Annotated in this window: 11 protein-coding genes and 1 pseudogene; 6 read left to right on the top strand and 6 right to left on the bottom strand. The window is 66.0% G+C overall.

The window, feature by feature from the left end; genetic code table 11:
• Positions 1-38: 38 nt before the first annotated feature.
• Together DMB37_RS41775 and DMB37_RS35205 are read left to right on the top strand one after the other, a co-directional pair.
• The gene (locus DMB37_RS41775) at positions 39-170 is read left to right on the top strand and encodes a hypothetical protein (protein ID WP_255508331.1); all 132 of its coding nucleotides are present in this window, start codon (positions 39-41) and stop codon (positions 168-170) included.
• Positions 171-486: 316 nt separating this feature from the next.
• Complete coding sequence (locus DMB37_RS35205; protein ID WP_135236382.1) at positions 487-1,377, top strand: triacylglycerol lipase; 891 nt, start codon at positions 487-489, stop codon at positions 1,375-1,377.
• A 52-nt stretch (positions 1,378-1,429) separates the two neighbouring features.
• Here the strand turns inward: DMB37_RS35205 and DMB37_RS35200 are convergent, their stop codons facing one another.
• From DMB37_RS35200 to DMB37_RS40830, 4 genes are all read right to left on the bottom strand, one after another.
• Positions 1,430-2,740, bottom strand: coding sequence for a lipase family protein (locus DMB37_RS35200; RefSeq protein WP_135236381.1), 1,311 nt, complete (start codon positions 2,738-2,740; stop codon positions 1,430-1,432).
• A 159-nt stretch (positions 2,741-2,899) separates the two neighbouring features.
• Positions 2,900-4,108 carry a CdaR family transcriptional regulator gene (locus tag DMB37_RS35195; RefSeq protein ID WP_135236380.1) on the bottom strand — a complete coding sequence of 403 codons (1,209 nt, stop codon included), beginning with the start codon at positions 4,106-4,108 and terminating at the stop codon, positions 2,900-2,902.
• A 146-nt stretch (positions 4,109-4,254) separates the two neighbouring features.
• Positions 4,255-4,584: a hypothetical protein gene (locus tag DMB37_RS35190; protein ID WP_135236379.1), complete on the bottom strand. Its 330-nt coding sequence runs from the start codon at positions 4,582-4,584 to the stop codon at positions 4,255-4,257.
• Between the two features lie 2 nt (positions 4,585-4,586).
• Positions 4,587-4,727 (bottom strand): hypothetical protein, encoded by a 141-nt coding sequence (locus DMB37_RS40830; protein WP_167769031.1) that lies wholly within the window; start codon positions 4,725-4,727, stop codon positions 4,587-4,589.
• A 156-nt stretch (positions 4,728-4,883) separates the two neighbouring features.
• Here DMB37_RS40830 and DMB37_RS35185 point away from each other — a divergent pair.
• The 3 genes and pseudogenes from DMB37_RS35185 (at position 4,884) to DMB37_RS35175 (ending at position 7,100) form a co-directional block, all read left to right on the top strand.
• A pseudogene (locus DMB37_RS35185) lies at positions 4,884-5,398 on the top strand (DUF1990 family protein).
• Between the two features lie 390 nt (positions 5,399-5,788).
• Positions 5,789-6,796, top strand: coding sequence for an LGFP repeat-containing protein (locus DMB37_RS35180; protein ID WP_135236378.1), 1,008 nt, complete (start codon positions 5,789-5,791; stop codon positions 6,794-6,796).
• 34 nt (positions 6,797-6,830) lie between these two features.
• A complete protein-coding gene (locus DMB37_RS35175) occupies positions 6,831-7,100 on the top strand; it encodes a hypothetical protein (RefSeq protein ID WP_135236377.1) in 270 nt (89 codons plus the stop codon).
• An 80-nt stretch (positions 7,101-7,180) separates the two neighbouring features.
• Here DMB37_RS35175 and DMB37_RS35170 read toward each other — a convergent pair whose 3' ends face one another.
• The gene (locus DMB37_RS35170; RefSeq protein WP_240771798.1) at positions 7,181-8,326 is read right to left on the bottom strand and encodes a hypothetical protein; all 1,146 of its coding nucleotides are present in this window, start codon (positions 8,324-8,326) and stop codon (positions 7,181-7,183) included.
• 114 nt (positions 8,327-8,440) lie between these two features.
• Positions 8,441-9,988: a beta-N-acetylhexosaminidase gene (locus DMB37_RS35165; RefSeq protein ID WP_240771797.1), complete on the bottom strand. Its 1,548-nt coding sequence runs from the start codon at positions 9,986-9,988 to the stop codon at positions 8,441-8,443.
• Between the two features lie 401 nt (positions 9,989-10,389).
• Between DMB37_RS35165 and DMB37_RS42055 the strand changes: the two genes are divergently transcribed.
• Positions 10,390-12,114, top strand: coding sequence for a lytic transglycosylase domain-containing protein (locus tag DMB37_RS42055; RefSeq protein ID WP_370465261.1), 1,725 nt, complete (start codon positions 10,390-10,392; stop codon positions 12,112-12,114).
• Positions 12,115-12,220 lie beyond the last annotated feature (106 nt).

Below are 12,220 nucleotides of genomic sequence, written 5' to 3'. Positions count from 1 at the left end.
AAAAAGAACACAGAAAATCGCAGAGAAGGAGGCGAATCGTGGAAGCCGACGTCTTGGAGTTACAGGACCTGCCGGAAACCGAAGAGCAGCCGATGGCGCCGCAGATGTGCTGCCGCAGCCATTACCGCAGCTTCGTCTGGGCCGACAGTTATAACTCGACCCCCGAATAGTGTGTTGCTGCCGTGTGGGAGAGCGGTAAGCGCGCTCCCACGCGGCAGCCACCGAAACCCGCGCACGGTGTGCTCGATGCCCAGTTCAACGGCGCAAAATTGGGCGTCATCCCAATCATTGAGCTCGGTGTCGAGTAGATCCCGACGCATCGGATGCTCGTCGATGTGGTGTGCGCTAGGCTCGCAATCGCGCCGCTTTATCACATAATCTCTCGCCATTTTCGATCTTCCCCGAATAACTTCGCGAAGAAGCGCGGACGGTGGCTCATTGGTATTGCGGCGTGCTCGCCGTCGAACCGGAGATGAGGAGCTTTTCGTGCGTGGATCCATTGTCCGGCTGTTCGTGGCCGGTCTGAGCGTGCTGGCGCTCACCGTTCTATCGGCCGCCACCGCCGTCGCCGAACCGGCGCCCAGCGGGGGGTCGTCCGACTTCGATGTCGTGCCACCGCCGCCAGGCGCGAACAACTGGTCCTGCCGTCCGAGTGCCGCGCATCCGCGCCCAGTTGTCCTGGTACACGGCACGTTCGAGAATCGCCTGGACAACTGGTTCGCCATGGCCCCGCGACTCGCAGCCGCGGGCTACTGCGTCTACGCGCTCGATTTCGGTCGCGGCCTCGGCGGCACAGTGTCCGGCATCGGCCCGATGCGAACCTCCGCGCAAGAGATCTCGGATTTCGTCGACCGAGTACTCGCGGCCACCGGCGCACAACAGGTCGATATCGTCGGCCATTCCCAAGGCGGCGTGCTGCCCCGGTACTACGTGAAGAACCTCGGCGGTGCCGACAAGGTGCACACCCTCGTCGGCCTCGCCCCCGACAACCACGGCACCACTTGGGGTTTGATCGGCCTCCCGATCACCCTGATCCCGCCGGCAACCGACCTGCTGTGCCCGTCCTGCCGGGAACAGCTGCCCACCTCGGAGTTCATCACCCAACTGAACGCCGGCGGCGAAACACAACCCGGCATCCGCTACACCGTCATCGTGTCCAAGTTCGACGAGTTCGCCACCCCCTACACCACCGGCTTCCTCACCGGCCCCGACGTCGACAACATCACCCTCCAAGACGTCTGCCCCACAAACCTTTCCGAGCACATGGCGATAACCTCCGACCCCACCACCATCCAATTGGTCCTCAACGCCCTGGACCCGGACCACCCGGCCCCCGTCCCGTGCGGCCTCGGCGCCGGATCGGCACAGACGAGATAGACCCGATCGGCTATCGCGGCCACACCAGCGATAGCCGGTCGAAATCCGTTATCTAGCCCGGGATCTGGAAGTCGGCCTTGAAGCGCGGGCCCGGCGGGAGGCCGCGCAGCACCGCGCTGATCCAGGCGACGGCGGGCGGCCAGCCGGCCACCGCGTTGACGATATGTTCGGGCAGCGGCACGGTGAAGAACCGAAGATCCGCGCCGCGGTTCCAGTAGTCGTTCACCACGGGCAGCACCGCGGACGCGGGAATCAGCTCATCCCAGATGCCGTGGAACCAGAAGATCGGGCTGTCCGGAATGTGCTGGCCCAGGCTCTGTTCCTGGAGCACTTGCAGCACGCCGGGCGCGTTTTCCAAGGTCAGTCCTGGCTGGAAGTAGTCGCTGATCGGCCGGTACATGCCGGACAGCGCGATCGTGTACACGCAGCGGCTCTGCATGTCCTGCAGGATGGCCTGGCCCTCCTTGGTCAGCAGCTTCGTCGCGTCGAACTGCTCGGGGAACTCGCGGGACAGCCCGGCGAAACCGAGCCACATCGTGAAGTTGCTGATGCCGGTGAGTCCCGGCCGCTGTTCGGTCGCGTAGCGCGCCTGCAAGCGCAGGTCACCCGGCGTGCCACCGATGGCGGTACCCAGCAATCGCACGTCGGGCGCGTAACTTTCGCGCATCTCGGCCGCGCGGATCGACCCGGAGCCACCACCCGAATATCCGTACAGGGCGATACCGGAGTCCGAAAGCCCTAGCGTCGCATCATTTTTCATAGCCCGCAGGCTGTCCAACACCATCTTGCCCTCGTCGAAGGTGTTGAACGTGTTGAACTTGCCGTCGAAGTCGGGCACGTTGATCGCGAAGCCCTGCGCCAGCCAACCCGTGGCCAGCGCGGCCTCTTTCATGGTGCCGACCTGCAGCGTGTACGACGGATTGCAGGCCGAGTTCGTCGAGTCGATCGCCTCTTGGAACGACACCACCGGCCGCGCGCTACCCGTCCAGGGAATACCGGGCGTGATCACCGACGTCGCGGTGGCGATCGGATTGTCGTGAATATCGTTGCTGCGGAACAACAATTGCTTGGTGTCCACCGGGAACGGAATGCCGAGAATGCGGGTCTGCACGCTGCGCGTACGAATGATCTGCCCGGGCGCGTACGAAGCCAGATCCGCCGGATCGGCGTACCACGGGTCTTCGGCGGGCACCGGGATCGGCAGCAGATCGTAGATCTGCGGTTCAGCGGGCAACTGCGGCAACTGATTCTGATCCGGCGGGAACGTCGGATACGGATCACCCGCCGCGACGCCGACGCTGGACACGGCAACGCAGAGCGCCGCCAATGGCACCGCTGCCCAAGTGAATCTCTCCCCGAACATGCACCCTCGTCTCGTCGCGTGTGACCGGCAAACCGAACTCGAGTCAGTACACTCCCGTGCGCGTCCGTCTCGCTATCGACAATCAAACAGAGTCCCCGCCGCCGCAGTTGTGCACATCCATAGGGCCCGGAGCCGGGGCCCATGACTCGGTCCAGGAAATCAGGCCGAGAAACCCTTCGATTCCAAGAGTTGCGCGGTTCGCGCCGCCGACAATGTCATCGCTTCCGTCGGGCGCTGCGGGTCGTATCCGGTGAGTTCGGCTATCCGCGCCAGCCGATAGGTAATCGTATTGCGGTGCACGAACAATAGCCGCGCCGCGGCATTCTGATTGCACTCGTTCGCGAAGAAAACGCCGAGTGTCTCCGCCAATACCGGTTGATCAGCGAGCGGCCCCAGCACCGAGGCCAGTTCGGTGCGCACCGACGCGTCGACCGCCACCGCGTACTCCATCCTCAGATCCGGCCGACGACAGATGATTTCGCTGCGGGTGAGGCAGCGACCGAGCTCGGCGACCACCCTGGCCTCGGCGAGGGCGGCCGGAATGGCCGCTCGGGTCGGCGCGGGCGAGACGCCGATCCACAGCAATGGCGGTGTCTCCCTGGCGAACCCGGGCGTCAACCGCGCCGACAGCTGCTCGATCACCGCCGCACTGTCGCCGCCCGGATCGATCGGAATCAGCGCGGTCCAGCCACTGATATCGCGGCGCAGGAACGCACCGGGCAGATCGTGGATCCGATGCCGCAGATCGGTGAGCGTGCCGGGGCCCGGGTCACCGGGGCGGATCACCGTGACCACGAACGCGTCCGCGACCGGCACCGCCGGATCGCCCATCCAATCGACCGGATCCCGCCCGGCCAGTAGGGCGTCGACAATTCCGCGCCTACGTTCCAGCTCGTCCCACGGCCGCCGCCGGGCATCCTCAACACAGGCAACCGCGATGCGCGCCGTCATCAGCGAGAGGTATTCCGACAGCGGTCGGCCGATCTCGGCCAGCGCCGCCCGCCCGGCCGGCGACGCCGTGGTCGGCAGCTGTGACCAGAGGAAGTCGACGGCCGTCCGATAGTTGCGCAGCACCTCGTCCAGCGGCATTCCGTCGTGCACCAGCGACACCGCGCGCTCGACCAGCGGCCGGGTATCGTCCTCGGACGGCTCGTTACCGTCGAGCCAGAACTGGAAGAACAGCCGCACATTCAGCTCGGCGGCCGGGACGAAGTCCGCGTCGACCAGCGAGCTCGGCAGCCCGTCGTACACCGGCGACTGCGTGGAGAACCCGTCCACCAGCGCGATCGCATCCGCGAGCAGCCGCTCGATCGTGCCGGACCGGCGGGTCGTGCGGTCGAACGCGGCAACGGTGCCAGCTCTGGTCACGGCAACTCCCAACGACGATGTCTGGTACCGCCCGGCAGGCGCGGTTCAATTAACCCGGTACCGCCGGTAACGAGAATTTAGCAGACCTGTCTCCGCCGTCGAGCGGATTCACCACGGCTGCCGTCATCGCCGGGTACCGCCTGGCGTCACCACCACCGCCGACGCCGGGTACTGCCGGGCGTCACCACCCCGGCCACCGCCTGCCGCAACGCCTCGGCGAACCGCGGATCCACCGCGGCCGCCGCGCTCAGCGAGCGCTCGGCCGCCGTCCTGGCCCGCGACGAGACCTCGCCGGTCCGCGCCTCGGCGATCAACCGCCCGATCGTCGGATCGGCACCGAGCTTGCCGACCACCACATTCCACACCCGATCGACCGCGAGGTCGAGGGCCTGATCGGTGAGGCCGTTGACGCGCATCCCGGCCCGGCGCACCCGGCCCAACGACCAGGCGACGAGCATCTCTATGACGGCATCCATCCCTATCGGCCGCCCTTGTCGTCGCCGTGCGGTGTCCGGTCCGCATGGTTGCGCCGATAGACGCCCTCGGCACAGAAACTGGTGGCGCCCCAGACGATCGTCGCGCCGATCGCCAGCCCGACCAGGATGACCAGCACATCCATCGAAAGTCACACTCCCCGTAGTGGTCTACCCATGCAGCCATGGTCGCCGCCACGGGCCGAGCTCGGTATCCGCTGAACGTTCGACAGCGGCGGGCTCGGCGCCCAACTGACACAGTTCGACCTTGTGAACACCGCGCTCTTGATCGCCGCACACCGGTGACGGGCGAGCTCAACTACGGACCCGCCGGAGCGACCCGACCCGGCGACGAAACCTGGACAGCCGACCTACCGGCTTCCGGCGTTCCGAATAGACGGTGACCATCGCGCACACGGACGCGGACTGGCCCAGCGAGGCAGACGCGGTCCTCTGCTGGAAGGTCAAGCGGCGCAGCGGTTTTCGAATCACGCCGGGGGCCGGCGAAACCGAACGGGTGAGCGAGGGCGCGGACTACCGGATCACCGCGGGCTGGGGCCCGATCGCGGTGCACGAACCGGTGCGGGTGGTCGCGGCAGCCGACAGCGCTACCCGATGCGGATTCGCCTACGGCACCCTGCCCGGCCACCCGGTCTCCGGCGAGGAAGCCTTCGTCGTGCACCGCGCTGCGGACGGTACCGTCCTGCGCTCCCGGACCCGACCGGCGCCGAGCGGACGCTGGCGAGTGGCGTTTCCGGTTCTGCTGCTCGCGCAGCGGTACTACCGACGCCGCTATTCCCGCATAATGGCGCGCTGACGGGCCGCTCGATTGCCACATCGCAGTAGCTGACCCGGCGGCATTCGACCGGCTATTTCCGCATCCGGGACGGTCAACCGCCGATTTCCAGCGAAAACCATGTTTGACGCCGCTCCAACAGGGGAATTGCCCGGCTGTAGCTGATCGACCGTGCCATTACGCGGGCGGGAATACACTACGAATACAGGAGCGCACGCTGATATCGCCAACCGACAGTCCGAGTTCGACCAGGACGGGATAACAGCCGGAATCAGCCTTTACCCGGGGCAATGCCCCGGGAGTTTCGGGCAAGCGCAACCCTCACCACCGATCACGTCCAGGTTGAAGGCACAGCGGCGGACCGGCCGCGCTTTGTCGGCTCGCGCATCGCACTGACGAATCGAGGAGATCATGCCTGAAATGTTGGATACCCATCGAGGAAAGAACCGGCGCCGCACGTCTCTCACGGTCAACGTGCTCGCCCTACTCGCTTCGGGGCTACTGGCAGGAACCGCAGCACCGGCGGTAGCCGACCCGTCCGCGGACGCGGTCAATGCGATCGACGCGCACTACGCCGAGTTCGGCGGCTCGGGATCCTTCCTCGGCGCCCCGCTCGGCCCGGCCACCGATGTCGCCGGTGGTGCCGAACGCGCCTACCAGGGCGGTGTCATCTACTACTCGCCGAACACCGGAGCCAAGGCGATGTACGGCGAGATCCTCGTCAAGTACAAGTCGCTGGGCGGACCGAGCGGCCCGCTGAGCTTCCCCACCAACGATGAGTCCGGCGCGGGCGACGGCGTCGGCCGATACAACGACTTCGCCGAGCCCGGCGGCGCCGCGATCTATTGGAAGCCCGAAACGGGCGCCTGGACCATCAAGGGCAAGGTGCTCGACGCATGGCGCGAAAGCGGCGGCGTCACCGGGCCTTTCGGTTACCCGCGCTCGGACATGACCGTCGACGACGGCGTCGCGACGGCCAACTTCGAGGGCCCCGGCGGCACCGAGATCAAGTGGTCGGAGAACAACGGGCTGGCCACACAGCCGCCGGAGCTAGCCGCGTCCCTACCGGGATTCCGCGCGGACGCACCTGACGTCGCGGTACCGAACCCGGTGCCGAACCCCGACATCGAGGGGACGACCGACTCCGACGGGTCCGGCATCAACCGCTGGTGGGGCATCCCCATCGGTTTGGCCATCACCGCCGTCGTCGCCGGACTGCTCGCCATGCTCGGCAGGCGCAGGCCGGACACCACCACGACCACGCGCGGCGCCCCGACCCCCGGGACGTCGGCAACGGCGGCGGGTCGACAAGGGTTCACTCCGTCGCGCACCGACGCGACAGCCACCGGACAGCGCGGTACCGCGAATGTCTCAGGGGCACATGACATGCACCGCGACGCACCCACTACGCGCCGCTAGACCGGTAACACTCCACCAGGGGAAAGGAACGACAATGGAATGGTTGTTGGGTGTACTAGGCGGTCTGGTCGGCGGGAACATGGCCGGCGCGGGTAAAGGCTTGGGCCCCGTCGGCAATACCGCCGCGGGCGCCGTCGGTGGCGGTGTCACCGGCGCGATCATCCAGGCGGCGACCGGCTCGGGCCTGGATCTCGGGCAGGTCATCGGGCAGGTCGCGGGCGGCGGAGTCGTCGGCGCGGTACTGACCGCGGTGCTGGCGATGTTCGCGAGGAATCGGCAGACCACCGACCGGGTAGTCCGCTGATCTCGTTGTGACAGCGAAATTCCCGGCGGTGCGGCCTCTTTCCGAGGTGGCACCGCCGGGAATTCGCATGACGGAGCACGCTACTCGTGCAGGGCCTCCTGCATCCGATCGAACTCCTCCTTGGTCATCTCCTCCGGCGACTGCTCCGGGAGCCGCCGGGTTTCGACGGTGTCCTGACCGACATTGCCACCGTCGTAAACCACTGAGGACCAATTGTTCTGGGCCTGCAGCGAGGTGTAGTTCCGGTCATTGTTGACGCTGGTCCGCACGCCGGAGGTCTGGATGCTGCCGTTGCAGTTCCAGTCGATCGGCTGGTCCGCCGCACCGGTCCGCTTGCGGGTGTTGTCCGGGCAGAAGTACACCGTCCGCCAGCCCGCGGCCACCGGCCCGAGGCCTTGCTGCTCCTGCAGCGAGTTCTCGTTCAACGCAGGCGGATTCACGCCCGAGTAGCCGAAGTTCGACGTGCCGTCGGTCTTGGGCACGCCCGAGAACTGGAAGCTGTAGTTCATCACGCTGAGGTAGTTCGGCTTGTAGTTGACGTGGTCGACGCCACCGTGTTTCAGGCCGAGGTTGTGCCCCAGTTCGTGGATGAACGTGCCGACGTTGCCGTCGTCACCGGGATTCCAGTTGCACTTCGGGCCGAGCGAGACGACGAAGGTATCCGCCGGGATACCCAGCGAGATACCGCTGCTGCAACCGCCGTTGTAGGAATCCGCCCAGATCATGTAGTGGAACACCCGGGCACGCACCGCGGCGAAGTTGCTGCGTTTGATCGCCGCGACCTGGCTGTCCACCGGTGACAGATCGTTGTCGTAGGGCACCTGGTTGCCGCCGCCGAGATTGTAGGCGGTGCCCCTGGCGCTGCCCGCGTCCAGGTGAATGGAGATCCCGTTGCGGCCGTCGGGGTTGGTGACCGGCGCATTGGCGAAGACCGCGACGACTCGGTCCAGGGCCGCGGTGGTCGGCAGGCGCCCGTTCATGTAGTCCATCTCGACGAAGATGTCCTTGTGATTCGGGTTCGCGCCCATCTTGGGCAGGTCCACGTCGATCGTGCCGTCGCCGTTGGCGTCGTACCCGTTCTTCTCCCAGGTATCGGGCAAGCCGTCACCGTCGGTGTCGACCGCCGCGGCGTCCGGTTGGGCAGCGACGGTGGCCGGGGTGAGGACCGTCCCCAGTCCGGCTAGCAGCGCGAGGCAAGCAATGAAAGTTCTTCTGTAAGGCGACACCTCGAACTCCTTCCGGATCGTTCGCTGGGGACGATCCTGTAATCCGGCCGATCCGAATTGCGATGGGTTATCTATCCACCCGAGAACGTTTTTCGGGTGGTTGTGCTGCGCGGGCTATTTCCAATCCACCTGCGGGGAGCGGTAGAAGTTGATGCCCTGCGCGGTCCAGATCGGGCCCTGTTTGGCGAGCCGCGCCCGATACTTGTCCCAGTTGTGCGTCGCCGCCGGCGACCAGCCGATCTCGGCGATGCCCGAAAGCCTCGGGAATGCCATGTATTCGATGTCGGCGCTGGTCCGCAGGGTCTCCGACCACAGCGGCGCCTCCACACCGGCCAGCTGGCTTTCCGTAACGCCGGGCAGGAAGGTGGCCGGATCCCAGTCGTAGGAATCCTTCACCTCGACCAGGCCCGCCCACTGCAGACCGAGCTTGGTGTCCTTGTTGTACTTCATATCCAGGTACGCCTTGTTGGCAGGCGACATCAGGATCTTGTTGCCGCGCTTGGCCGCTGCCGCGACATCGGCGTTGCTCCTGGCGGGATCCCAGTACTGCGGGATGGCCGAGGTCGGCGGGTTGGTCACCACGATGTTGTGCCAGCCCTGCGCCTTCTTGTCGTAGGTGGCGAGCATCGGGGTGACCTTGTCGAAGAAGGTCTTGTAGTCGGCGTCGGAGGTCGCGTGCGCCTCGTCACCGCCGATGTGGATGTACTTGCCGGGGGTCATCGCCGCGACCTCGCGGATGACATCCTCGACGAACTTGTAGGTGATGGGCAGACCGATGCACAGCGAGCTGTAGCCGACCTCGATATCGGTGCGCGGCGGCACCGGCTTACCGTCGCAGTTCAATTCGCCGTACGACGCCTGTGCGGCATTGGTGTGGCCCGGCATATCGATCTCGGGAATCACCGTAATGTGGCGGGACGCCGCGTAATTCACGATGTCCTTGTACTGCTCCTGGGTGTAGTAGCCACCAGGGTCACCACCCACCGCGGTTTGGCCGCCGATCTCGGCCAGCCGCGGCCAGCTCTTGATCTCGATGCGCCAGCCCTGATCGTCGGTCAGGTGCAGGTGCAGGGTGTTGATTTTGTACTGGGCGATCTGGTCGATGTAACGCTTGACCTGATCCGGCTTGAAGAAATGCCGGGCCACGTCGAGCATCGCGCCGCGCTGGCGGAAACGCGGGTAGTCGAGCACTTTTCCGCCCGAGACCGTCCAATCCCGTTTCTGCACAGTCGTTTTGTTGATGTCCGCCGGGAAGAGCTGACGCAGCGACTGCACGCCGCCGAACAGCCCGTCGGTGGTATTGGCCTTCAGCTTGACCCCATTTTTGGTGACGTGCAGCTGATAGCCCTGATCGCCGACGCGGGAACCGGCGTCGCCGAGTTCCAGGGTGATCGCGGACTTCTTGCCGAGGTCATACCGATCCACCACCGGTACTGGAAAACCCGTGGCGGGCCGGAGCAGACCGGCCAGGTAGTTCCCGACATCCTTGGCCTGATGTTCGGCGCGGATCACGGTCTCGGCGGTCAACCGGAAGTTCGAGCCGGGGTCCGGCCTGGCTTCGACGGGGACCGGCACGATATCGGTGACACCGCGTTCTGTTGCTTGTGGATTGTCGGCGGCGTTACCTGCCGAGCCGGGCATGACGAGCGTGGTCAAAGCCACTACTGCGCCGAATGCAAAGGGATATAGGAACTTCCGCATAGCGTACCTCCGGTACAACTCGAGGGGGCACACAGAAGTATGGATCAGCGTGCAAGATCTGAGTGGGGACCTTCCCAACTGGGGATATAGGCCGAATTACCATTCAATGAACACTTGATCCCGGCGGCGGACAGCTCGTCGGCCGATATTTTCCCCACTTCTACTGGGGAGCTCCGGGTGGCTTTTTCATGCCATGATTCACCCCGGTTGTTCGGACATCGGCGGTAGGACATTTTCGCGCCCGGCAACGACTTCCGTCGATTACGGATGATCGGAACTCGCGGCGGCGGTACCGCAGGTCACCGCCGCGCTCGACCTCCCGAGGGATTGGTGCGCCGATGCGAATATCTGGACCAACTGCCGTGTCCGCGCTTGTATTGACCGGGTTGGTGCTGTCCGGGTCGGCCGCGCACACCACGCCGCGCACACCCGACGGCCTGCTTGCCTCGTCCATCGGCACTGCCGATCCGGGCACCGATCAATCGATCATCATCGGGCCGGAACCCACGCAGCAGCAACTGATGACACCGCCGCTCGACGAGGAATCGCTGGTCAACGGCACCGTCCCGCTGCACAACGTCGACCTGCCGAACGTGCCGACCCGCGGCATCCCCGAGATCGCGCTCGCCGCCTACCGCAACGCCGAACTCAGTTTGCAGTCGTCGACACCCAACTGCGGGATGTCGTGGCATCTACTGGCCGGCATCGGCAAAATCGAATCCAACCACGCGGGCAACGGGCGCACCGACGCCGAAGGCACCACCCGCGGCATCATCTACGGCCCCGCACTGGACGGCACCCTGCCCGGCAACGAAATCATCCCGGCCGCCGACGGTGGTTACGTGCGCGCCGTCGGCCCGATGCAATTCCTACCCGGCACCTGGGCGATCTACGCCGCCGACGGCAACGGTGACCGAAACACCGACCCCAACAACATCTTCGACGCCGTACTCGGCGCAGGCAAATATCTGTGCTCCGGCGATCTGGATATGCGCGACCAGAAGCAAGAACTCCGCGCGGTGTTGCGCTACAACAATTCCCTCGAGTACGCGTCCAAGGTGCTCAGCTGGTCCAACGCCTACAAGACCGGCGGCGCCCCCGCCCAGGGCGAGCTCGCCCCCATCCCGGACAGCACCCCCGACGGTGGTATGCCCGAAGGTGCCGGGTCGAGCATGAGCGTCGGCGAGACCGTTGTCGCCGATCCCGCTGCGCCACCGGAGGAAACACCCGCCCCCGAAGCGACAACCGATCCCCCGCCCTCGGACACACCGGGCACCACCTCCACAACTGATACCCAAATGCCCAGGGCCACACTGCAACTGAAGATCCGGGTAACGATCAACATCCCCGGGCGAGCACCGATACCCTGCGGTGTCTTCTGCCCGACCCCGACCCTTCCGAAAGTGCCCGCCATCCCGGTGCCGACTAGCCCTCAGCCACGTCCCACCACCCAAACCCCGACGCCCACAACGCCACCCAGCACAACCACGCCGACCACCACCTCGCCGACACCACGCCCGCCCGCCCCGACTCCCTCCACGACGACCCAACCCACCACCCAGCAGCCACCGCCAGCGGCCACCGAGCGAAGGCCCTCCCCCACAACAACAACCGCCCCGCCCAAGCCGACGACGCCGAAACCACCGGCACCTCAACAGTCCACTCCCCCACCGCCCCCCAATCAACAACAAGCCACGCCCCCGCCAACCACGCCCAAGCAACAGCCCGCCGCGCCTGCCACCCCCGCGCCTCAGCAACCAGCAACACCGGCACCTCATCAACAATCGGCCGCCCCGCCACCGCCGCCGCCCGCCGCCCCCACTCCTTCACAACCGACCACTCCACAACCAGCCGCACCGGCACCGCCACCACAACCAGCCGCCCCGCCCGCCCCCAAACCCCAACCAACCACGACGGTCCCAGTAACCCCCGCTTCCAAACAACCAGCCCCGCCTGCGGCCCCCAATCCGCAACCAGCCGCACCCGCCGCCCCATCCACCAAGCAACCCCCTGCCAGCCAGAAGCCACCCGCCCCGGCTCCCACGACGCCAACCACCACCCTCCGACCACCCACGCCCCAGCCCTGATTGGCTCGCTATAGATTCCCGTCAAACCGGCGTAGCCCGGGCCAAAGTGGTTGCTGACGATGATCATCGGCACCGTCAGCCACCTCCCATCACCTCGGCACACTCG

The sequence above is a fragment of the Nocardia sp. CS682 genome (assembly GCF_004634405.1).
GTDB classification, from domain to species: Bacteria; Actinomycetota; Actinomycetes; order Mycobacteriales; family Mycobacteriaceae; genus Nocardia; species Nocardia ninae.
This window is presented reverse-complemented; position numbering and strand designations above follow the sequence as displayed.

Bases quoted from the DNA above. Each gene is read 5' to 3' on its own strand.
- DMB37_RS35200 (WP_135236381.1), bottom strand. From the start codon at position 2,740: ATGTTCGGGGAGAGATTCACTTGGGCAGCGGTGCCATTGGCGGCGCTC.
- DMB37_RS35190 (WP_135236379.1), bottom strand. From the start codon at position 4,584: ATGGATGCCGTCATAGAGATGCTCGTCGCCTGGTCGTTGGGCCGGGTG.
- DMB37_RS40830 (WP_167769031.1), bottom strand. From the start codon at position 4,727: ATGGATGTGCTGGTCATCCTGGTCGGGCTGGCGATCGGCGCGACGATC.
- DMB37_RS35180 (WP_135236378.1), top strand. From the start codon at position 5,789: ATGCCTGAAATGTTGGATACCCATCGAGGAAAGAACCGGCGCCGCACG.
- DMB37_RS35175 (WP_135236377.1), top strand. From the start codon at position 6,831: ATGGAATGGTTGTTGGGTGTACTAGGCGGTCTGGTCGGCGGGAACATG.